This window comes from Nocardioides sp. AN3 (assembly GCF_054653495.1).
In genome coordinates this window covers 1-22,106 of the sequence record NZ_BAAIGC010000051.1, presented here as the reverse complement: position 1 = coordinate 22,106, position 22,106 = coordinate 1, and the positions used below count along the sequence as shown (strand labels likewise).

At 65.7% G+C, this 22,106-nt stretch carries 21 protein-coding genes; 4 read left to right on the top strand and 17 right to left on the bottom strand.

The annotated features are described in order from the left end of the window. Positions 1-740 (top strand): DDE-type integrase/transposase/recombinase (locus ACYQ1K_RS27015; protein WP_459986721.1); only part of this gene is annotated, 740 nt, incomplete at its 5' end. A gap of 34 nt (positions 741-774) precedes the next feature. Here the strand turns inward: ACYQ1K_RS27015 and ACYQ1K_RS27010 are convergent. The 12 genes from ACYQ1K_RS27010 to ACYQ1K_RS26955 all read right to left on the bottom strand — a co-directional run bounded on the left by ACYQ1K_RS27010 (position 775) and on the right by ACYQ1K_RS26955 (position 11,454). After that, positions 775-1,425, bottom strand: a complete 651-nt coding sequence (locus tag ACYQ1K_RS27010; protein WP_459986720.1) for an ATP-binding protein — start codon at positions 1,423-1,425, stop codon at positions 775-777. 173 nt (positions 1,426-1,598) lie between these two features. Continuing rightward, positions 1,599-2,441, bottom strand: a complete 843-nt coding sequence (locus tag ACYQ1K_RS27005) for a dihydropteroate synthase (RefSeq protein WP_459986719.1) — start codon at positions 2,439-2,441, stop codon at positions 1,599-1,601. Positions 2,442-2,454: 13 nt separating this feature from the next. Continuing rightward, positions 2,455-3,459 carry a zinc-binding dehydrogenase gene (locus tag ACYQ1K_RS27000; protein ID WP_459986718.1) on the bottom strand — a complete coding sequence of 335 codons (1,005 nt, stop codon included), beginning with the start codon at positions 3,457-3,459 and terminating at the stop codon, positions 2,455-2,457. Next, positions 3,456-3,836 carry a cupin domain-containing protein gene (locus tag ACYQ1K_RS26995; RefSeq protein ID WP_459986717.1) on the bottom strand — a complete coding sequence of 127 codons (381 nt, stop codon included), beginning with the start codon at positions 3,834-3,836 and terminating at the stop codon, positions 3,456-3,458. The genes ACYQ1K_RS27000 and ACYQ1K_RS26995 overlap by 4 nt, the downstream gene beginning before the upstream one ends. Beyond that, a complete protein-coding gene (locus ACYQ1K_RS26990) occupies positions 3,833-4,639 on the bottom strand; it encodes an HpcH/HpaI aldolase family protein (protein WP_459986716.1) in 807 nt (268 codons plus the stop codon). The genes ACYQ1K_RS26995 and ACYQ1K_RS26990 overlap by 4 nt, the downstream gene beginning before the upstream one ends. Next, on the bottom strand, positions 4,636-5,112 hold the full coding sequence (locus tag ACYQ1K_RS26985; RefSeq protein WP_459986724.1) for a DoxX family protein: 477 nt from the start codon (positions 5,110-5,112) through the stop codon (positions 4,636-4,638). The genes ACYQ1K_RS26990 and ACYQ1K_RS26985 overlap by 4 nt, the downstream gene beginning before the upstream one ends. 116 nt (positions 5,113-5,228) lie before the next feature. Next, positions 5,229-5,837, bottom strand: coding sequence for a VOC family protein (locus tag ACYQ1K_RS26980; RefSeq protein ID WP_459986714.1), 609 nt, complete (start codon positions 5,835-5,837; stop codon positions 5,229-5,231). Further along, a complete protein-coding gene (locus tag ACYQ1K_RS26975) occupies positions 5,810-6,154 on the bottom strand; it encodes a hypothetical protein (RefSeq protein WP_459986713.1) in 345 nt (114 codons plus the stop codon). Before ACYQ1K_RS26975 ends, ACYQ1K_RS26980 begins: the two co-directional genes overlap by 28 nt. Before the next feature lie 143 nt (positions 6,155-6,297). Next, a complete protein-coding gene (locus ACYQ1K_RS26970) occupies positions 6,298-7,917 on the bottom strand; it encodes a class I adenylate-forming enzyme family protein (protein ID WP_459986712.1) in 1,620 nt (539 codons plus the stop codon). 87 nt (positions 7,918-8,004) lie between these two features. Beyond that, the gene (locus tag ACYQ1K_RS26965; RefSeq protein ID WP_459986711.1) at positions 8,005-9,216 is read right to left on the bottom strand and encodes an amidohydrolase family protein; all 1,212 of its coding nucleotides are present in this window, start codon (positions 9,214-9,216) and stop codon (positions 8,005-8,007) included. A 195-nt stretch (positions 9,217-9,411) separates the two neighbouring features. After that, positions 9,412-10,887: an MFS transporter gene (locus ACYQ1K_RS26960; protein ID WP_459986710.1), complete on the bottom strand. Its 1,476-nt coding sequence runs from the start codon at positions 10,885-10,887 to the stop codon at positions 9,412-9,414. 216 nt (positions 10,888-11,103) lie between these two features. Next, positions 11,104-11,454: a Rieske (2Fe-2S) protein gene (locus ACYQ1K_RS26955; RefSeq protein WP_459986708.1), complete on the bottom strand. Its 351-nt coding sequence runs from the start codon at positions 11,452-11,454 to the stop codon at positions 11,104-11,106. Positions 11,455-12,058: 604 nt separating this feature from the next. Here ACYQ1K_RS26955 and ACYQ1K_RS26950 point away from each other — a divergent pair. Then, positions 12,059-12,751: a FadR/GntR family transcriptional regulator gene (locus ACYQ1K_RS26950; protein WP_459986707.1), complete on the top strand. Its 693-nt coding sequence runs from the start codon at positions 12,059-12,061 to the stop codon at positions 12,749-12,751. A 23-nt stretch (positions 12,752-12,774) separates the two neighbouring features. Here the strand turns inward: ACYQ1K_RS26950 and ACYQ1K_RS26945 are convergent, their stop codons facing one another. The 5 genes from ACYQ1K_RS26945 to ACYQ1K_RS26925 form a co-directional block, all read right to left on the bottom strand. Then, positions 12,775-13,680: an ABC transporter permease gene (locus ACYQ1K_RS26945; protein WP_459986706.1), complete on the bottom strand. Its 906-nt coding sequence runs from the start codon at positions 13,678-13,680 to the stop codon at positions 12,775-12,777. A gap of 5 nt (positions 13,681-13,685) precedes the next feature. Continuing rightward, on the bottom strand, positions 13,686-14,684 hold the full coding sequence (locus ACYQ1K_RS26940) for an ABC transporter permease (protein ID WP_459986723.1): 999 nt from the start codon (positions 14,682-14,684) through the stop codon (positions 13,686-13,688). Positions 14,685-14,715: 31 nt separating this feature from the next. Continuing rightward, a complete protein-coding gene (locus tag ACYQ1K_RS26935; protein WP_459986704.1) occupies positions 14,716-16,227 on the bottom strand; it encodes an ABC transporter substrate-binding protein in 1,512 nt (503 codons plus the stop codon). Between the two features lie 107 nt (positions 16,228-16,334). Further along, positions 16,335-17,396, bottom strand: coding sequence for an oligopeptide/dipeptide ABC transporter ATP-binding protein (locus tag ACYQ1K_RS26930; protein WP_459986703.1), 1,062 nt, complete (start codon positions 17,394-17,396; stop codon positions 16,335-16,337). Next, on the bottom strand, positions 17,386-18,360 hold the full coding sequence (locus ACYQ1K_RS26925) for an ABC transporter ATP-binding protein (RefSeq protein WP_459986722.1): 975 nt from the start codon (positions 18,358-18,360) through the stop codon (positions 17,386-17,388). The genes ACYQ1K_RS26930 and ACYQ1K_RS26925 overlap by 11 nt, the downstream gene beginning before the upstream one ends. 252 nt (positions 18,361-18,612) lie before the next feature. On the opposite strand from ACYQ1K_RS26925, the gene ACYQ1K_RS26920 reads away from it, so the two are divergent. Both ACYQ1K_RS26920 and ACYQ1K_RS26915 read left to right on the top strand, forming a co-directional pair. Next, complete coding sequence (locus ACYQ1K_RS26920) at positions 18,613-19,803, top strand: PucR family transcriptional regulator (protein WP_488199522.1); 1,191 nt, start codon at positions 18,613-18,615, stop codon at positions 19,801-19,803. Between the two features lie 1,764 nt (positions 19,804-21,567). Beyond that, positions 21,568-22,053, top strand: a complete 486-nt coding sequence (locus ACYQ1K_RS26915) for a nuclear transport factor 2 family protein (protein ID WP_459986700.1) — start codon at positions 21,568-21,570, stop codon at positions 22,051-22,053. The last annotated feature ends 53 nt before the right edge of the window (positions 22,054-22,106 follow it).

Sequence of the window (22,106 nt, the reverse complement as noted above, 5' to 3'; positions counted from 1 at the left end):
TAGGCGCCAGGTCGCTGTTGCGGCATCTCCAGGCGCGTGGCGTGGATCGTTCGGCCTCGGGGGTGGCCAAGGTGCTGCGCGGCCACAACCTGGGCACCGCACGGCAGCGGATCGCCGCCCTGGCCTCGCTGACCGCGACCGAGACCGGTCAGCTCACCGAGGCCGCCAAGCAGGGCCCGTTCGGGTTCTGCATGTACGCCTCCGCGGCCGGTCAGGTGGTGTCTTTGGACACCTTCTACGTCGGCCGGCTCAAGGGTGTCGGGGCGGTCTGGCAGCTCACGGCTGTCGACGTGGCCACCCGGATCGCGGTGGTCCAACTGGTCGTGGGCGACAAGACCGCAGCGGTCGCAGCCCGGTTCCTCGACCACCTCAAGAAGGCGCTGCGCAAGCAGGGCATCACGCTGGCGGGGGTCTTGACCGACAACGGTCCCGAGTTCGTCGGCCGGGTCTTCCAGGACCACGCCGCCCAGCTCGGACTGGTCCATCACCGAATCCCGCCGCGTTCACCGAACCACAACTCGGTGTGCGAACGGTTCCACGGCACCGTGCTCCAGGAGTTCTACCGCCCCCACTTCCACTGCGGCCGGGTCGAGGACATGGCCCTGCTGGACCGGTCGCTGCAGGCCTGGACCTGCGACTACAACGAGCACCGTCCCAACCACGGCGACTACATGGCCGGCAGGACCCCGCTGCAGGTCAAGAAACAACTGCGACGCCGGATCCGGCAGACTGCAGCCTGACAACAACCACGGCGAACCCAGAGACGCCTACCTGTCACCCCAACCCGTGCTCCGGAAGGTCTAGTAGTTGCGCCGGCGACAGGACTCGTGCGTTCGCCGCGGCAAGTTCGATCGCCAGCGGCATCCCGTCCAGACGACGGCAGAGCTCAACTACGGCGTCGATGTTCTCGGTGGTAAGCGTGAAGCCGTTCAGCGCGTTTGCGGCACGGTCGGCGAAGAGGGCCACTGCAGGTGAGACCTCGGCCGCCTCGGCGGGTTCGTGGTGGTCCGGCACCAGGAGCGGTGGCAGTCGATAGACGGCCACACCGGGGAAGCCCAGCACTTCCTGGCTGGTGGCCAGCACGCGCAGCCCGGGCGCCTGCGGCAGGATCGCGGCCAGAAGAGATACACAATCGGTTGCGTGGTGCTCGCAGTTGTCGAGAAGCAGCAGGATCTCGCGATCCTCGAGGTACGTGCCCAGTGCGTGCAGCGAGTCGCGGCCCGAGCTCTCCGGCACTCCCAGACACCCGGCCACCAGTTCGGCGAGCAGCGCTGGGTCATCGGCAGATGCGAGATCGACGAACCAGCAGCCGTCTCGGAAACTGCGTTCCACCTGGAGTGCCACGCGACGCGCCAGCCGTGACTTGCCGATCCCGCCGGGACCGTTGACGCAGACAAGCCTCGACCGGCTGATCAGCTGGCGCACCGCGCGCAGGTCCTCGCCTCGCCCGACGAACGAGGTGAGATCAGTCGGCAAGTTGCCAGTGCGCGTCCTGGCCACTGTCACAGCGTAGTGAAAGGCGCGCCGACGGACAGGAGGCACAGCTCACCGCGCTGGCGGGCGAACCGGCGAGAGTCGGCGCCAGCATCACCGCTCGCTCACACGGTTGAGAGTCTCCTCCCAGCGATCTCCGACACCATTTCGACGACGTGGCGGGTCTGTGCGACGTCGTGCACTCGAAGCACCTGGGCGCCGTGCAGCACGGCGACAGCAGTGGCCGCGAGAGTCCCGCTCAAGCGCTCCCCCACCGGCAGATCGAGTGTCTCGCCCATGAGCTCCCGATGGGACAGCGAGGCGACGACAGGCCAGCCGGCCGCCATCATGTCGGCGAATCGGTCGCTGAGGTCCAGCCGATCGGACCAGGCCATGCCGAAGGCGGGAGTGGGATGGATGAGGATGCTTCTGCGATCGACTCCGAACGACACCGCCCGTTCGGCGTGGTCGACCGTGGAGGAGATGGAGCGTTCGACCCCGTCGGCGTTCTCGAGGCGGTGCGGATGCCTCCTCGGATACTCGTTCTTGAAGTCGGCGCAGATCAGTGCGGCGCCGTGTGCTGCGATCACGGCAAGCAGGGTGTCGCCGCCGCTAGTTGCGTCGTGGATGAGATCGGCTCCCTCGACCAGCACTGCCTGGGTGACCTCCGCACAGGATGTCTCGACGCTGATCACGAGATCCGGGTACGCGTCGCGTACCTGGCGCACGAGGGCGACCAGGGATCGGCGCTCGCGCGCGGTATCGACCTCAACTCCTGGAAGCACCTTCGCTCCGCGTATGTCGATGACGTCGGCCCCCTCCGCGACCGCCTGCGCGATGCGGTCCGGGGTTGCCTGCATCTTCGAAGCGGACCCGTCTGCTGCCCAGGGGTCGGGTGTTCGGTCGATGATGGCCATGACGAGGGTGGCCTCGTCAGGAAACTCGCGTCGGCCGAGTCTGAGAGTCATCCCGACACCGCCGCTAGTGCGGATTCGCATCGGCACCTACGGTCAGGACGACCTTGCCGACCGTGTCGTTCCGAGCGAGGAGCTCGTGAGCGTCCTCCGCCTGGGTCCATGGGAGCACGCGGTCGATGATGGGTCGGAGTGCGTTGATCGCGAGGTCAGGGCCGATCTCCTCAACCATGCCGCGGACGACATCAGCCTTCTGGACCGGATCGCGGGTTCGGAAGGTGACACCGATCAGCTCCAGGCGCTTGAGGGCCATCGCCTCCATATCGAGGTCGCCACGTGCCCCGCCTAGCCGGCCGATGCCGACGAGCCGTCCGCCCAGAGCCATGCACTCGATCGTCTCCGCAAGATAGGGGCCACCGACGTGATCGAGCACGACGTCGACGCCCTTGCCGCCGGTCGCAGCCCGTACGGCGTCACCGAACCCACTCTGAGTCACATTGATCACGGTCGCGGCGCCCACCTGTTCGAGCACGGACCTCGAGCGTTCTGAACGCACGGTTGCGATGACGGGGCGCGCCCCCATGTGGGCGGCGAGCTGGACGGCTTGGATGCCGACGCCGGAACCAGCGGCGTGGACGAGCACCGACTCGCCCGGGGTCAACCGAGCGGCGGTTCGTAGCGCATTGTGCGACGTCATCAATCCGAGGATCGCGCCGGCCGCCTCCACGTAGGTCCAACCAGCTGGCACCTCGACCAACATCGCAGCAGGAACGCACACGCGCTCGGCCAGGCCCCCGGAAACCATCGCCATGACGCGGTCTCCGACCCCCACGTTCGTGACGCCTTCGCCGACGGCGATCACTTCGCCGGCCGCGTCGAGACCGACCACCGTGCGGCCCGAGCCCGCGCTTGGGGCGTGCGTGCCCAGACGCTGCGCGAGGTCCGCCCTGTTCACAGACGCGGCGTGCACGTGGACGACCGCTTCGCCGCGCCCCGGGATCGGCGCGACCAACTCCGCTGTGGCAAGGCGCATGCCGGGGCGATCGAGCACGATCGCGCGGATGGTGTTCACGGTGTTCTCCGTCGTTCCTTCGGCCGGAAGCTGCTCACTAGTGCGTCGTGGTAGTCGGCGCGTATCGGCGAGAACACCTCGACCCCGGTACACCCCATGGCGCCCGCGATGGCACTGTGGGTGACCCCCGGCGGCACGTAGTACCCCTGGCCCGGGCCGAGCCGGTGGGTGGTGTCTCCCAGCGTGAGCCGGAGCTCGCCCGCGACTACCAAGCCGAACTGCTCCTCGTCGTGGACGTGCGGAGGCGCCTCGGCATGAGCAACGAAGGTGACGTGCACGAGCATCGCGTCGCGGCCGAAGATGGCTCGCCCGAGCACTCCCATCGCTGGCCTGAAGCCTCCGGTGCGATTGAGGTCGACGACTTTCGCCTCAGTCATCCCAGTCCCGACCTTCTCGGCGACGGACGGTAGGAATCGAGCGCTTGCCGGGCGGCGCGCACACCCGCGTGGATGAACTGGAAGACCCCGCCGCTGACGAGTAGTTGCGCCCCCTCCGCGCAGGCCGACGGGAGGGCAGCGACGTTGGGCTCGAAGACGCCGTACGCGATCCCGCGGCGGTGGCACAGGTCACGGACTCGCTGGGCTGCGGCCTGCACCAGCGGATGGCGTGCATCTTCTACGCCGTACAGGTGCGAAAGGTCGCCCCAGCCCATCACCGCGAGGTCAAGCCGCGGAACCAGGATGTCCTCCAGCGCCTCCACGGCCTCGGGGGTCTCGATGACGACGCCGATCAGCAGCTCCTGATTGGCCCAACGCAGTACGGCGCCCACGTCGGTGACCTGCTGGTAGGCGACACCAGCACCCCCGTACGTCGCCAGTCCACGACGGCCTTCCGGGCGGTAGTGCGTCAGCTCGAGGAGGTGCTGCACCTCTTCCGGGGTCCGGATTCGCGGGATCAGGAGAGACTGGCAGCCGCCGTCCAGCAGCCGTCCGACCCACGCTTCGTCCACGATGGGCGGCCGCACCAGCGGCGTGATGCCGACGCCATGGGCATGTGCGACGAGGTCGACCACCGTCTCCATGCCGTGCGGGTTGTGCTCGAGGTCGATGAAGACGAGGTCGGCACCAGCGCAGGCCATCGTGCGGATCGCTCCGGGGTCTCGCGCTTCGTGGAGGCTGCAGCCCAGTGCGATCTCGCCATCTCGCAACAGAGCCTTGAGTCGGTTAGGCGGCAGTCTCATGACGGCACTCCCTGCCGCGTCTCACGTCGTGCGGTGACGACCAAGAAGGTGGCGAAGGTCAGTCCGACGATCACAGCGGTGAGCATGCTCGCCTGACCACTCCAGCCCCAGCCCAGCCGGTGGTCGAGCGAGAGCCTGCCCGGCCCGGTCGAGGCAAGTGCGGCGGCGAAGACTCCCACGAGCGCGACGTACTCCCAACCTCCACGGAAGACGAAGAACCCCTTCCCGCGGTGGTCGGTGAGTGCTGCGACGGCCATGAGGCCGATGAAGGCTGCGCTGCTCAGCGGCTGGATCAGGCCCGCGATCATCAGGACGCCGGCAGTCGCCTCGGTGAGAGCTGCCAGCCGCGCGTGAAGACGTCCGGGCCGCATGCCGAGGGCCTCGAACCACTGCGCGGTCCCGGCTAGCCCACCCTGACCGGCGACCTTGTTCCAGGCATGGATGACGAGCATCGTTCCCAGGCTGAGTCGCATCACCAAGAGGCCGATATCCAATGAGGTGTTATCCATGAGGGGGCACCAATCGCAGTCGTCTTGCCGGTGTTCGGGACATGCGCCGAGCTCCGCGCACGGAGTCGGCGGTCAATCCGTCAGGGCTCCAGCAGAGCCCGGACCGGGTCGGTGTCCCAGAACCAGATGTCGGGGTCGAACTCGTCCCAACGTGGGCTGTTTCGATCGAAGGTGGCGATCTCGAGCGGAATGCCGTTGGGGTCGTAGAAGTAGATCGACTCGACGAAGAACTCGTCTTCACGGGTGATGATCTTGGTGACGTCGCAGCCATGGGCGATGAGATGGTCCCGGAACCACACCATGTCGTCGTGAGATTCGACGTCGAACGCGAGGTGGTCCATCTTCCGGGGTCGTCGCGCCACCTTCTCGCCGGGCCAGAGCCATGCGCCAGTGACGGCGGGTTCGGTCTCGTCCGCAGTCCCCTCGGCCGCCTCTACCTGCAGGAGCGAGAGCAGGCTACCGTTTCCCATGTCGAAGAAGTAGTTCTTCAACATGTTGAAGCCGCGCTTCTGGACGGGGTAGTTGTCCTTGCATCGGGTGCGGACCAGACGCAGCCCGAGAATGTCTCGATAGAACCGGACGCTGGTGTCCATGTCGTCGACGATGAGCTGGAGGTGGTTGACGCCTCGCAGTCGGCCGGCCGCGGGGCCGGCGCTCTTGATCAGTCGTCGTGATTCTTCAATGCCCACTTGTCTTCTCCGATCGTGATCTGGCGGGTCTGGATAGAGGAGTTGGTACGTTCGCGACGGTGGTATGGCCCGAGGATGAGCAAGGTGTGCCGACCTCGTTCGAACAGAGCCAGGGCCGCCGAGGGCGACATGGGCACGCGCTCCGGTCCGGTGGGTGTGGCCATCAGGCAGGAGCAGGCCAGCTCTTCCTCGCCGATGTCGCCGTGGAGCTCGATGCGGACGGCGAGCGGCTGGTGCGTGCTCGGGATCTCACTGAGCAGCGCACGCGGGTCCGCGGCAACGGGCACCCGCACGGTGGCTGTGGTGCGGTCGGCCATGAGCACCTGGAGCTCGGAGCCGCATGGGCCGGTCCGCCGCAGGCTCCGCACATAGCCCATGACCGGCGTGCGTGGAGTGGGACTGTCGGAAGGCGAGCTTCGCAGGCTGCCATATCGTTCAAGGGCTCCGATGCTCACGGTGATCAGCTCCTTTCCGGCGTGGACTGGGGCACCGCGGATTGGCGGCCGCCCTCTCGCATCTGCAGCGCCGAGCGCCGGATCTTGCCGACGCTCGTCCGTGGAAGCTCCGGGACGAGCGACCAGCTGCGTGGCCGGCTCTGGGGAGTGAGGTTGTCCGCCGCCCAGACGGCGAGGTCTTCCACACGCGGCGGCGCTGTGGGGTCTCGGGCCACCACGAAGGCGATCGGGACGGTGTCGCGAATCGGGTCAGCTTCGGGTAGCACGGCGACCTCGAGAACTCCGGGTGCGCGGGCGATCGCCGCTTCGAGCTCCGTCAGGCTCACGTTCTCGCCGGCGACCTTGATCACGTCGTCCACGCGGCCAACGAACTTCAGCACTCCGTTGGGTCCTTTGACCACGAGATCCGAGGTGCGCAGCCACGTCTCCCCGTCCTGCTCGAGGAATGATCGACGAGTCGTCTGCAGGTCGTCGAGGTACTCCAGAAAGAGGTCCTCTCCCGGCGTACCGCCGACAAGGAGCATCCCCGGCGTGCCAGGTGGAACGTCCTGGTTGGTGTCCGGGTCGACAATGCGCGTCCGGCGTCCGATGCGTGTCGGGTCGCCGATCGACTCAGCGCTTGGGTGCTCGCTGAGGTCGGCCGTGGCCACGGCCACCGTCTCCGTCATGCCATACAACTGGCGCGGCGCACATCCAACGAGGGCGGCAAACTCGGCATGCTGTGAGCCGGCCAGGCTCTGCGCGAACCACACATGCTGGAGCCGCGCTGGGGCCTCGTCGGCGGGCGTACGGGCCAGGATCATACGGATGGGGGCGGCGAACAGGCTGGCGTGGGTCGCGGCGAGGTCGCGTGCCCACATCAGCCAGCGCGATGCGGAGAATCTCGCGGTCAGCGCCACGCTGGCTCCGACGGCGATCGCAGGTGCGAAGCAGTAGTACTGCGCGTTCGCGTGGAACAGTGGCAGGGTGACGAGCCAGCGGTCGGCGCAGGTGGAGCCGCCGATGGTCGCCATCGTGTCGGCCACGTGTGCGTAGTTGTGCTGGGTCAGGACGACGCCCTTGGGTTGAGACGTCGTACCGGAGGTGAACATGATGGCGAGTCGATCCGTCGGGCAGGGCTGCGAGAGTGCTCTCTCAGCTCGCAAGCCCTCTCCGGCAACGCGGGGTCTGCCGGGTACGGCGACGAGCGGGCTGCCGGGCCGAAGGTCCTGCGCGGTCTCGTCCAGCGCGATGATGGGGAGCTCATTGAGCCGGCTCTGATACGTCTCGTGTCGAGACTTGGCGCAGATGCCGAGGACAGGAGAGGTCCGCTCGACCTGTTGCTTGACGTCGTACGCCGTTGAAGCCGGGTCGACTGGCACGATGACCGCTCCGAGCCTTGCCGCGGCGAGCCAGACGGCGATGAACGCAGGGCAGTTCCGCAGGGCGATGTGTACGGCGCTTCCACGACGCAGACCGTGCGCACTCAACGTGGCCGCGACCGCGCTGACGATGGTGTCGAACTCGGCATAGGTCCAACTTGCGGTGCCGCCGTCGTCGTCACGGAAGAGCAGGAAGGGCTTGCCTGCGTGTTGATGGACGGCTCGCTCCCACCGGTAGTCGAAGGTCATCGGCTCCTGGTGCACGGGCACTCCTGTCACGAAAGGACGGGCTGGTCTCCGGTGCGCCCCGGCCAGATGCTGGGGCCGGGACGCACCGGGTGGCGTCCTGCTTTACGCAAAGACCTCGGACTTGGCGAACGGAACGCCCTGCTTCTCGAGGGCCTTCTTGTAGAGCGTCGCCGGGTTCTCCCACAGGATCTGGTGCCGGATCTCGTCGGAGAAGTTGCCGAGGACGAGCTCGATGTTCTCGTCCAGGGTCGGGCGGTGGTAGCCCGTCGGGTGCGGGAAGTCCGTCTCGAAGAGAAGGGAACGCAGGCCCACGCGGTCGATGTGGAACTGGTTGAGCTCCTCGAACCAGAAGTTCACCGACATCTGCCGCTTGAAGAAGTCGCTCGGAAGCATGCCGCCGAACTCATCGGCGTGGCTGAGCGCCACGCCGTTCTTCTCGAAGCGCTTGTCAAGTGCCTCCAGGACGAACGGCGCCCAGCCGATCCCGCTCTCCACCGACGCGAACTGCAAGGTCGGGAACCGGTGCATGATCCCCGACATCAGCAGATCGCACACGTGGTTCGCGTTGGCGAGATAGATGTGCGGCCCGTCCCGCACGACGAGCGCGCCCGCGCTGACCTCGTCGTCCTCGTGACGCTCCATCAGCTGGCGGAAGTCACCGCTCGCGGTGTGGAAGCTGACGCTGAGGCCGGCCTCCTCACAGGCCCTCCACATCGGATCCCAGGATCGGCTGCCGAGCGGCGCCTGGCCGTGCTCGTGGGGGGCGCCGGTGGTGACGATTCCGCCAAAGCCCTCATCGGCAAGCCGCTCGATCTCCGCGACGGTCTGCTTCACGTCCCAGTACGGGACCACCATCATCGGAATGAAGCGGCCCGGGAACTCCCGCACCCAGTCCAGCTGGAAGTCGTTGTAAGCACGGAGATGCGCGATCGCCACCTCGGGGTTCGGGTGGTGGACGAAGGGCTTCCAGTCGAATCCGGCGAGGTTGGGATAGAGGACCTGCATCTCAAAGCCCTGGTCGTCCATGAAGGCAACCCGGGCCTTGGCATCGTAGGTGGCGGGGTGCGCCTCGGACTGGCGGGTGGGACCAGAGCCGTCGTGGACGTCGCCCCTGCCCTCCCAGCCCCAGTTGGCCCACTGCCAGGCGGCCTTGAGGGGCTCATCGCCGAAGAACCACAGCTCGGCCTGCGCTTTGTCGTCCCACTTCACGTGTAGGACGTCGTTCCCCCAGGACTTGGGGAGCCGGTCCGTCCACAAGGTGGCGGGCTCGATGACATGGGTGTCGGTGTCGATCACCCGGTACTTGCTTGGCATGTCGGAACCTTTCAGTCGGTGCAATTCATCTAAATAGATTTCGTGAGCGTTGTCAACCGCACGGCGACCAGAGCGGCAGATTCGAGGAGGATCGGAAACCACAGGCGCCGTCTCCAGGGCGCGCGACGGCAGCCGACGCCGCAACGTCGCATCGTGGGCTGAGCGCCCGAGTCAGTCGACCCGGGAGGTTCCGGGTCAGCCGACCCGGGGAAATGCCGGGTCGTCAGATGGCGCCTCGACAAGATCAGGGCGACCTGCGCTCGCCGTCAGGCGTCGTGTCTTCGGCATCGTCAGCGCCAGCGCGACGGCCGCCAGCGACACAGCGCCGCCCACGGCGAAGACCGTCAGAAATGCGTGCCATGAGGGTGACTCGGAGGCCGAAGCAGCGTCCGTCGAGAGGATGCTGGCAGCGATCTGCACGCCGGAGGTCGAGCCGATCGCCTTGATCACGAAGTTGATGCCGCTGAAGGCGCCGACACGCTCCTCGGGCACCGAGGTGGCGACGATATTGAGCGCTTGAGTGATGCCGATTCCGCAACTGAAGCCGCACACCAGCATGGCGGCGCCGACGATCGGCAGTCGGCTGGCGGAGGCCGTCATCATGGCGAACGAGACCGCGGCGAGGAGTGGCGGGAGAACGGTGGCGACACGTCGCCCCAGACGCGCCTCGAGCCAGCTGGCAAGGGGCGCCGTGGTGCCGATGAGGACACCCGGCACAAGAAGGTAGCTCGTCAGGGTGCCGCTGGCTCCGAGGCCGTAGCCGGTGGAGACGGGCTGCTGGACCTGCATGGGAAGCATGACGAAGAAGAGATTGATCGTGAATCCCGCCGTCATCATGAGGACCGACGCGATCACCACCTGATGGGAGCCGAGGATCCGTACGTCGACGAGCGGGTCGGCGGTGGCGAGCTCGACCATCAGGAAGACGGCGAAGAGAACCAGGGCCAGCATGACCATCCCGAGGAAGCGGTAGGAGGTCCAACCCCAATCGGGTGCGTAGGTGAAACCGATGAGCAGGGTTCCCAGGCTGGCCCCGAACAGGCTCGCGCCCGGCAGGTCCAGGCGACGTGCGCGACCGGTGGGCGGGCAGGACGGCACCAGGATCCATACCCCCGCCATCATGGCGATGAGCAGCGCGAAAGGAAGCCAGAAGAGCCAGTTGTAGTCGAAGTTGTCGGCAATCGGCCCGGCGACGAGCATGGCGAGCGCGGTGAAGGCGAAGATCGTGGCCACCATGATGCCGTTGCCCGACTTCATTCGCGCTTCGGTTTGCGTCTGGCGCATGATGCCGACCGCCAGTGGCACGGTGCCCAGCCCGAAGCCGGCGAGGAGCTGGCCCACGATGAGCATCGGCATCGAAACAGACAGCGCTGAGATCAATGTGCCAGCGCCCACGATCGAGAGAACTGCGAGGAGCACCTTCCGCTTGTCATAGAGATCGCCGAGGCGTCCGACGACCGGCGTGACCACGGGGCCGGTGAGGAGGATGCCGGTCATCACCCAAGCGATCTGGGCGCGCGAGGCGCCCAGCTCGTTCTGGATGAGAGGTAGCGCAGGCGAGGTCATGGACTCGATCGCCTTGTAGATGCCTACCGCGCCCACAACGAGCGCAAGCGTGATGCCCGACTGGGTCCGGATGGCGGACGTGCCTGAGCGGGATGGAGCGTTCATCTGAATCCTCTAAAGACGTGTGGGACGAGGCAGCGGCGTCGCAGACGCGCAGCGGGCACCGCTGTCCGTTGATCCCTCTTCGGTAATGGTGAGGTCTTGTCGTCGGCCGATCAATGGGCTGAGTCCGCGTCTCCCAAGCGGCGGCCCCGCCGCGCGGTCCGCTCGTGCGGGACACGGTCGTGACAGAATTCATATAAATAGATTTCGCGCCCGAAGTCAACCGTTTCCCGGCAGTTCTCCACTCTCGGCCCCGAGCCCGCGCGAACGGCTAAGGTCGATGACCAGGATGTCCCCCTCGACCCAGGCGGGATACCGGCGCAGCTGTTCCGCCGTCCTGCCGAGCCCGCACTCGAGACTGAACGCTCGCTCATGCCCGCGGCAGATGAGTGCGTTGCCTCTGATGACCGCGTCGTCCAGCCGACGTGGCCGGTGCGGGCACCAGTTGTCGACGACGTAGGGGCCGAATCGAGCCCACACGGCGAGGACCTCGGTGTGGCCCGGCCCGAGATCCAGGATCACCCGGCGACTACGGCGGAGTCGCTCAACGCCGTCGAACTCGACGCGCACTGGGTCGACGACACGGACCTCATATCTCGGCGCACGAGTCGCATCGCGTCGCCCCTTCCACACAAGCCCACCCCGGCATCCCTGCGATCGTCGCTATGCTCGCGAACCTTTCGATCCTGCTGAATTCATCTAGATGGATTACCATCGCGTCAAAGGATGCCCCCGACGAAGCGGGATGACAAGGTTCGCCTCTCGCGTCGGGCCGGCACGACAGGAGCGAGATCGGGGTGGCGAGGCCGTGATTCGGCTCGGATTGATGGATCTGCAACCGCGTCCACGGAACAGTTCCGCCGGTCTCACGGTCACGTTCGACGGCCTCGAGGTGAACGTGCGACACCTCGGCCCTGACGAGGAAGCGACGATCCCGGGCGGCGGGGCCGCTTGCCTCACGCTCGTCATCAGCGGTGCCGCCGCCCTAGTCACGGACGGATGGCATGTCGAGCTTCTCCCCCTCCAGGGTTTCGGCTCCAGCGCTGACCGGCGCGTCGTCCGAGCTGGCGCAGAAGGCGCCGCCTTGCTCTCCGTGTCGGCTGTGCAGTCGCAGCCACCAGAGACCGTCGCGGGGCATCCCGCACGCCCGTCCGCTCCCCGGTAGACTATCTATATGAAATTTCCCCCGGGGAAGCGCGCACGGGTCGTCGCTGGCGCCATCGTGAACGACATCACGCGCGAGGGCTTGGAACGTCTCCCTGCCGAGAGTGAGCTTCTCGAGCGGTACGAGATCAGCCGCCCCACCCTTCGTGAGGGACTTCGCCTGCTTGAGATGTATGGGGTGATCACGCTCAAGACCGGGCCAGGCGGAGGCGCTGTGGTCAATGCCGTCGCGGGTCGCGACTTCGCAACGTCATCGTCCTTGTACTTCCACGTTCTCGGCTTCAACCTCGCTGACCTCATGAAGAGTCGGCTGCATCTGGAGCCGCTGATGGTGCGCCTGGCGGCGGAACGGGTGAAGTCCGGAGTCGCCTGGCCCGACGGCTCACCCACGCTGTCGTCAGACGGGGCGACCTCGAGCCAAGGGGACTTCCACTTCGCCGTCGCAGAGTTCGCCGGTGACCCGGTGTTGCTGCTCTTCGCCCATGCGCTGCGAGACATCACCCAGGACATCTCCCGGGGCCACCGGCTCCCCGCCCTCGCCGACACCGACCGCAGAGTCGCGCACTCGGACATCGCGAAGGCGATCGCAGCGGGCACGCCGACGAAGGCCGAGGCACTGATGCGGGAACACATTCAGGCCTACATCGACCTGATCGCCACACATTCACCGCATCTGCTGGATCAGGTGATCGATTGGAACTGAGAGGCATCGCCGGGGGAGACGCCCTACCGTTCGACAACGTCGTCGCCGACGTGGCGATCGTTGTTCTGCCGGGGATCGAGCCAGACCCGGAGGGCACTGCCGATCAGGTTGGCCGACAGGACGGTCAACACAATGGCGAGCCCGGGGAACAGCACGCTCCACCAACCCAACTCCAGGTAAGGGCGGTTCTCCGCGATCATGAGTCCCCACGAGGCGTCGGGAGGCTGCACACCGAGCCCGAGGAACGAGAGGGACGACTCGGCCAAGACCACAGCGGCGAACTCGAGCATCGCCTGGGTGAGCAGGATCGGAGCTAACGCCGGAAGGATATGGCGCCTGACGATCGTGGTCGACGAGCAACCCGAGAATTGCGCTGCCCGCACATAGAGCGTGGTTCGCACCGACATCACGGCCGTGCGGACGACAGTGGCGAACACCATCCAACTGACCACCGAGAGCGCCGCGATCAGCACGGGCACACTGGCGGAGAAGAAGTAGATGACGGCCACCAGGAGCAGCAAGTTCGGGAAAGCGAACTGGATCTCGACTATCCGCATGACCACGCTGTCCCAGGCTCCTCCGAGGTAGCCCGCGAGAATGCCCATCACGGTGCCGAAGGCGCCGGCGATCAGAACGACCGTGACGCCGACGAGCAAGGAGATGCGCGCCGCCACGACGATCCGGACCAAAACGTCACGCCCGAGGCCGTCAGTCCCCAGTGGATGGCCGGATGACGGCGGTAGCAGCCGATGGGCGATCTTGGCTGTCGACGCGTCGACGCCATGCAGGGTCGCAACAATCGTCGCCGTCGTCATGGCTGCCAGGAACAGCACCGAGAGGAGGACGACCCTGTCACGAAGGACCCGCCGCCACAAGCTGGGGCGCACCAGGGTTGGGCCCGTGGCGCGGCGGGCACGGATGCCGGCCATGGTGGTCACTTGTGCACCACCCTCGGCTCGACGATCCGAGTCAGAACGTCGCGAACGGTGTTGACGACGACGATCACGACAGCGCCGACAAACACACAGACCTGAATCACGGTGAAGTCCTGACGTTGAACCGATTCGATGACGAGACGGCCGAAGCCGGGCCAGGCGAACACGACCTCGACCACCACGGCGTGACCAGTGATGGTCCGTGCGAGGTCCCACGATGCGATGGTCATCATCGGCAGCAGTGCGTTGCGCAAGACGTGCCTGCGGAGGATGTAGGACGTCGAGAAGCCTTTGGCACGCGCCATGCTGACGTACGGCATGCGAGCCTGCTCCAGGAACGTGGTCTTGGTGACCTGAGCCAAGCGACCCCCCATGGTGAACGCCAGGGTCACCGCGGGAAGGATGGCACATCTCAGCGAGCCTGAGCCGGAGGTTGGGAGCCAATGCAGCCTGACGGCGAAGATGAGCACGAGCATGGCACCCAGCCAGAACTGTGGGAGCGAGAGCCCCGCGAGTGAGAGTGCCGTGACCAGCCGATCGGTCAGACCGCCGGGCCGAAGACTCGCCGCAACTCCGAGGGGCACGAAGACCGCAACGCTGATGAGGAACGCAAGACCAACCAGGGTGAAAGTGGCTGGCAAGCGCCCGAGCGCCACGTCGAATGCAGGCCTGTGCTCCCAGATCGAGTCACCGAAGTTGAGCGTGAGCAAGTCCTTGATGAAGTGGGCGTACTGTTCGATCAGCGGGTCGCTCAAACCGAGTCGAGCGTTGAGCGCGTCGACCTGTTCCTGACTCGAGCCGAGCGGCAGCATGCGCCGCGCAGGGTTCGACACAAGTCTGGTCACGAAGAAGACCGCAGACATGACCACGAAGATGGCCACCACCCCAGACGTGAGTCGCCCGGCGGTCCAACGGAGAGCAGCACCGTCGAACCAGACCGTCCTCGCGACATGGCGCCTCGGTATCGGCGCCGGACCGGCCGGTGGGGCGTCGACCACCCGCCCCACCGCCGGCCTTGCCTCGGTCAGATCACGAGACACGGATATCCGCCAGATGGATCCGCCCGATCAGCCCGGGCCCGGGCTTGTAGCTCACCCGCTTGGCCGCTCCCCACAGATCGGGAGCGTCGAGCAGGGGGATGACGAGCGCCTCGTCGCACGACGTCTTCCAGATGTTCCGGAAGGCCTGCTCCGCTGCCGCCTGGTTGAACGACGTCTGGGCGGCGTTGAGCATCGCGTCGATCTCGGGGTACTTCGTCCCGAGAGTGGTGACGGCGTTCGTGCGGTTGTAGAGACGGCCAGTGATGCGGGCGGCGTAGTTGCTGTGATAGTCCAGGTCGATGTAGGTCAACGGAGGTCCCTGAGCTGACGTCTTGCTACCTCCGGCCAAGACCTCGTCCAGCCACGCATCCGACGAGAGGTACTGCACATCGGTCTTCAGTCCGATCGCCTCCCAATCGGCCGCAAGGGCTTGCCCGACTTCGTTGTCCTTCGCTTGGTAGCCACCGGTCGTTGTCGCCATCTTGATCCTGAACCCGGAGGGGAGGTTCACCTGGCTGAGCAGTTCCTTGGCCTTCTCCGGGTCGTAGGGGTAGGCGTGGAGGGAGTCGTTGAAGCCGAACTCGCCAGGCGGCAGCACCTGGCACTGGGAGACGTGGTCCTGACCGGCGAACAGGTTCTTGTTGAGCGAGTTGCGGTCGATCGCGTATTCGAGTGCCTGTCGGAACTTCGGGTCATCGAAGGGCGGCATCTCCAGGTTGAACCTCAGGACCGATGTTCGTCCGTAGCCGTCCGACCGGAGGACCTGGGGGACCTGCTTGACCTCGTCGGGGGCGATACCGGTGATCATGTCGACCTCTCCGGCGTTGAGTGCCGCGATCCGAGCTGCCTCTTCGGGAATGAACCGGAACTCGACCTTGTCCAGCTGAGCGCCGCTACCTCCCCAGTAGTTGTCGTTCTTCACCAGGACAATGCGCTGTCCCTTGTCCCACTCGGCGAACTTGTAGGGCCCGGTGCCGATCGGGTGCTGTGAATACGCATCGGCGTCGGCCGACGCCTTGGGCGGCACGAATCTGATCGTCGCGAGCCGATAGAGCAGGTATGGGTCGGGCTGGATGGTGATCAGGTCGACGTCGTACTCGTCGATCACCTGAGCCGTCTTGAGGGTCTCGAATCCGTTGATCGTGGCCCCGAACTTCGGGTTGACGATCATGTCGATGTTCTCTTTGACTACGTCGGCATTGAAGGGCTCGCCGTTGGTGAATGTGACGCCCTTGCGCAGCTTCACGTGCCAACGGTTGGGGTCTGACTTGTCGTGCGTGGGGAGCTCGGTCGCCAGAACCGGGACGAGCCCATCAGAGGTTCGATCGACGAGCGGCTCATTGATGCTCCAGTTGACGAGCTCGTTTCCGTCGTCTCCATCACGCAGGATGTGCAGGCTGGCCGGTTCCAGAGCAGTGCCGATGATGAGGGTCTTCTTGCCTGCAGACGATCCACCGTTCTCCTGACTGCCTGTGGCGTTGCAGGCGGTTGCCATGCTCATCGCGATGAGCAGGGCAACCAGCCACGGCAGGCGACGCCGGCGGCCAAGGTTGGTCGAGCCTCGGGGAGATGGCGCCGAGCCCCCTCCATTCACAGTTGTCATTGTCTTCACTTGCAACCTTTCGCATTCAGCACCGTTGGGGCGAGTTCGATCGAGTCCGTGTGCCAACAGGCGGCCCAGCGGCCTGGCTCCTTTTCCTGTAGGGGTGGCCTCTGCGTCCGGCAACGGTCGGACGCGCGCGTACACCGATCGCTGAACGGACACGCTTGGGTCAGGTCGCGACGTGAGGTTCGCGGCCGCCCTGCGTCGAAGGAGAACTGAGCGTTCGGCTCAGGCACGGGGATCGCGTCGAGCAGCGACTTCGTGTACGGGTGCAGGGGCCTGGCGTAGACCTCTTCGGTTCGGCCGCGTTCCATGATGCGGCCAGCCAGAAGGACGATCACTTCGTCCGCGACCTGCCGGACGACGGCTAGATTGTGTGAGATGAAGAGGTATGAGACGCCGAACTCGTCCTTGAGATTGCGAAGCAGCTCAAGCACTTGTGACTGGACGGAGACGTCAAGGGCACTGGTGGGCTCGTCTGCGACTACCAGCTCCGGTCTGAGCGCGAGTGCCCGCGCGATCGCCACCCGTTGCCTCTGCCCACCGCTCAGTGCCTCGGGGAATCGGTTCAGCAGCCCGGCCGGTAGTCCGCATTGAGCCGCGAGCCGCTCCACTTCGCCGTGTTGCTCGCCACTGGCTCCATACAGTTTGTGGGCCCGCATGGGTTCGGCGATGATCTCGCGGATTCGCATCCGGGGACTGAGCGAGGCGAAGGGGTCCTGATAGATCATCTGCACGCGGCGTCGGTAGGCGTGCAGGTCTGACCGCTCGAATCCAGCGATGTCGTGGCCCCGGTAGCGAATCGCGCCGGCCGAGGCGACGTAGTGCCTCATCACCGCGAGTCCGAGGGTGGTCTTGCCTGAGCCGGACTCACCGACAACCGCGACTGTCTGCGCGCCGTGCACTCGGAGTGACACACCATCGATCGCGCGGAGGTTGCGGGTTCCGCCAGAGCGCCGGTCCAGGGTGAAGTTGATGTCGACGTCTTCGATCTCGAGGATGGGAGGCTCGTGCCCGCCCGTCTGGGCCGAAGCAGTGTCGCTGTTCGGGCGCGCATCAGTTGGCATGCCAGCACGCCACCTCTCGGCTCGTAGCGTCGTCGTTCACCAACGACGGCCGGATGTCGCAGGAAGGGCTGGCCACGTCACAGCGGTCGCGGTAACTACAGCCCTCGCTCTGCACGAGCAGGAGGGGTGCCTGACCCGAGATTCCGGCCAGTCGTTGCGGACGGAATGGTTGGGGTGTCGAGCGGATCAGACCGCGCGTGTACGGATGGGCCGGCGAGTCGAAGACCTCGGACGTTGGCCCGCTTTCGACGACGCGCCCGGCATACATGACTGCGGTTCGGTGCGCGAGGTGTGCGACGACACCGAGGTCATGGGTGATCATGATCATCGCGAGTCCCAGGTCGCTCTGCAGTCCCTGCAACAGGGCGAGGATCTCTGACTGCACCGTGACGTCGAGAGCGGTCGTGGGTTCGTCGGCAATGAGCAAATCGGGCTCGGCCGCGATCGCCATGGCGATCACCACGCGTTGAGCCATCCCGCCAGAAAGCTGCCACGGTCGCTGCGCCGCGACCCGTTTCGGCTCGTCGATACGGACCAGCTCCAGCAACTCGTGCACGCGCGCGCGGGCTTCACTTCGCCGCAGGTGCCGGTGCTTGCGGAGCACCTCGCTGATCTGTCGCTCGACGGTCAACAACGGATTCAGCGCCGTCATCGCGTCCTGCGGAATCAGGGCGATGGCTCGGCCCCGTAGCCGCGTGGCTTCTCGCGAGTCCAGGGGGTGGCCCTTCCAGGAGATGGTGCCGGCCGTGACCGCTGCCTGATCTGGCAGGAGGCCGAGCATGGCCATCGCCGTCATCGTCTTGCCACAGCCTGATTCCCCAACGATCCCGAGGGTCTCGCCGGGCGCAACTCGGATCGACACGTCGTGCACTCCGAGAACGGCGGTCGAGCCCGAGCGGTGACCGAATGCGACCTCCAAGTGCTCGATCTCCAAGAGTGGTGCCGGGTCATCCACGGGACGCATGTCCGTCTCAACCAACGCAGTCAGCATGTGTCTCCTTGCCCTGGCAACTGGCGTGCAGGACGGACTGCACCTCATGGCTGTCACGGGAATCTCGCTGTCGTAGAGCGCTCTGGTGGCGCGGCTGTCGGGAGAGGTTAGTGACGCCGAACACACGAAGTGAATAGAGATTCCACCTGTCTGGTACTTTTATCTTGTTGGCTTCTCTAACTCGCCGATCGACGCGAGTTGCGATCGCTTCGAAGCGAGGTAGCTATGGACACCGCTGACAAGCTGGCTAGCGCGTCCTCCCGGCTGGCCGAGCGCGCGGGGTCCCTGGTCGATGTCCAGCTTCGGCGACTTCGCGGAGTAAGGGAGTACGACGGCGTGAGCGACGTCGACCTACGACGCTCGCTGGAACGCAATGTCGCCCGGGTCGTCGCCACGATCAACCAGCAAGAGGAGCTTCCGCCGCAGGTCGAGGAAGACGAGCGCGCCACCGGGCGTCGCCGAGCCATGCAGGGCATTCCGATCGAGAGCGTGGTCGACGCTTACCGGTCACACTTGGCTCTGCTGCGTGATGCCTTCATGGAAGAGGCGACAGCAATAGAACTCGACCCAGAGGCTGTCCTCGGCGGAATCCGACGACTATGGGATCTCGCGGACCATTATGCGGGCGTGCTCACCATCGCCCATCATGAGGCTGAACTGGCTGCAGCCAGGCGTAACGAGCAGCAGCGGCTGGTGTTCCTCCATCGACTCTTGATGGGTGCGCTCGACCGGGCCGAGCTTCGAGACAGGGGCGCAGTGCTCGGCATCCTGACCAACCAAGAATATTGGGTCGTCCGTGGCCGCCAGACCGATGGTGGGACCAATCGACTCATCCGCCATCTCGAGGCCACGGCGACGGGCTCTGAGAGCAGGCCCCTCATCGGTCCAGTGGACCAAGACGTAGCAGGAGTCAGCACGCGACGACCCACTCCTCTCGACGGCGCCGTCATCGCAGTCACCGGTCCCGTCGACGTCTCGTCGATACCTGCAGCCTTTGCCGAGGCAACCCGGGTGCTGCGCGTGGCTCTGCGTTATCGACGCTCCGGAGTTGTCGACAGCTCATCACTGTCGGTCCGGATCGCGGTAGAGCAGCAGCCCGAGCTGGGCGAGATCCTCCACGGTCGATATGTGAAAGCTCTCCGTTCCCAAGGATCGGCCGGCGCAGACATTCTGGCGACCGTCCGCACGTGGATGCAGCAGCGTCGCTCCATCCAGGCCACCGCGCATGCCATGTCCATCCACGAGAACACCGTCAGGTATCGCCTCGGTCGCTTTTCCGAGTTGACGAATGCTGATGTCGCGGATGCCGACTCCCTGGTCGAGGTCTGGTGGGCCCTTGAGTACGAGAGCATCCTCGAGCAGCCGCCCGCCGGCGCATCGTTCTCGCAGGGTCCGGCGTCATTGAGGCCTGCTTGATGTTGACGAGCCAGGACCAGATCGAGTGCGAAGCGCACTGCACTACCGCACGGGACGCCGCGCAGCGCTGAGCCTGCCAGCGGAACATCGATCAAAGTAGGACGATCATTGTTGTTCCCTATCAGCGCCGACGGGACACCGACCATGACAGACGCGAACGCGATCGGTATGGCGAGGGACGACACGCACGAAGCCGCCGCGGGAAGCCAGTTGTGGATCGACCCAGCCGAGCGAGGAACGGGCGCTCGATTTGATCGGGGTCGCCGCGCTGTTGCGCGGCGGCAGCTGTCCGACTGGCCACGATGGCGAACAGGGACGGTTCCGACAATCCGTTCTCGTTCGGGGTTGATCTCCGCGGGCGACCGTCCGGCGGTGCCCGGCTGGTCGGGTTTCTGTTCCGCGCATGTTCCGCGACGTCGGATTTCATCGTGTCCGATTTCCGCGTCCCTGCCGGCGTTGCCCCAGGTCACACCTCGGTACACCACGCCTGCGAATCCAGCGAGGAAACGAGTCGCCAGCGTGTACGAAAAGAGGGCCTCTGATCTGCGTTTTCGCAGGTCAGAGGCCCTGTGGCGGGTGAAGGATTCGAACCTTCGAAGCTTTCGCGACGGATTTACAGTTGACGGCGATTGGGGACCTGACCTGGGCAAACGCCCTGCTGGCCTCGATTTCGACGCGCATTCGGCGCGGACACTCGGTCCGCCTCGGTGACGATCGGCGTCCGTCGGACACCTCCGCAATTGGACTGTTCGATCCAATCCATGCGAACAAGGTACGAGGCATCGACCCCCCGGTGCTTCGTCGCGTGCTGTGAAGTAACGGGCAAAACGATGGAATTTCGGCACGCATTCTGATCGGTATGTCTCGTTCTAGCGTCTGGGAACATCCAGATGCGGCCTGCCCGCGTTCGGCCCACCGTTCCCGCGTCCGGGCTTCACCCGCGCGGCCTCGAATCTGGACCCGACTCGGACGCGCGCGGTTTTGGTCGCGATCCAGAGGTCCACCATGGGCGGCACCGCCGTGAAAGGGCGGGGCCTGGGCAGGTGTTTGCGCACGTGAGGCCGATGGCGACACGGCCCCGCAGGGAACTTCTGCATCCATTCGGCACGATGCGCGCTTTGTTGAAGATCGCTGGCGTAGGCGGCGGGACGCTGCGATGGATGGCAGTTGCCAAGACCTCGTAGCGTCGAGCGCGTCACGCCGCCCCTGAATGACGGGATCGGGCTGCTGCCCGCTCCGGAAGACGGCTCGCTGATCTAGCTCTGCGCCCCTATCCCGCTAACTGAGCGCGGACTCCCACCGGGGCTCAGACTAACCGGACGGGCGGCTTCACCTGGGAGCTCTTCGCCCGACGGAGCAGTTCCGCGCCGCCGAGGACTGCTCGCTCGGTGTCGATCTGGCCGACGCGAATGATGCGCTCAGGGTGGGCCCCTGAGCCAGTCCATTCTGGAAGCCGACCACGACACGGGCACCGATCTGCTCCCCCTACTGCGAGCAGCTAACTGCGGAACGGGTGGCCGCGTCCAACGAAGTCCGGAGGACGGTCGCTGTTCAGCGCTGGGGACGCGCACTCCGTCCGGGCCCCCGTCGAGCATCCCGCTCACAAGTACACAGGATTCCGGCAGCCCGATGGCGCCTGGCGACGCATGTTGACGGACGCTGACCGGCGGGAACGTTGCCACCTAACTATATATATGATAGACAGCCTACAGGCCACGGGTGTGGCGTGCACCACACAGATATGACGAGATTCCGAGGTGACCCATGCGGGACGAACCGTTCGACCTCGCGCGGGTGGCCGATCGATTGGCCATCGAACACGTCATCAGTCGCCACGTCCACGCCATTGATGCGCGCGACTACGAACGACTCGACGACGTCTTCACGCCAGACTGCGCATTCGACCTCAGCGACGCGGGCGGACCAGTCGCGCCTTGGGCAGAAGTGAAGCCCTACTACCGGGAGAACCTGGGCGTGGTCGTCCACTACTTCCATGCGTTCACGAATCTGCTCCTCGAACTGGACGGCGACACCGCTCGGTCGAGTTGCAAGGCCATCAATCCGATCGGCATGGTCGGCCCTGAGGGCAGGGACCACCACTTCGAGATCGTCGGCCACTACGACACGAGTGGCTCCGCACGGAAGACGGCTGGCGCATCTCGCAACGACGCTGGCGGATGGGCTGGATCTGGGGGGACTACCCGCTCGACCGTGCCCCCGGCGATTTCGAGCCGGCCAGCAACTAACTAACCGCCACCAGGGGCCGAGACACAACTCAAACCCCCCCATGCCGCCACCCACTA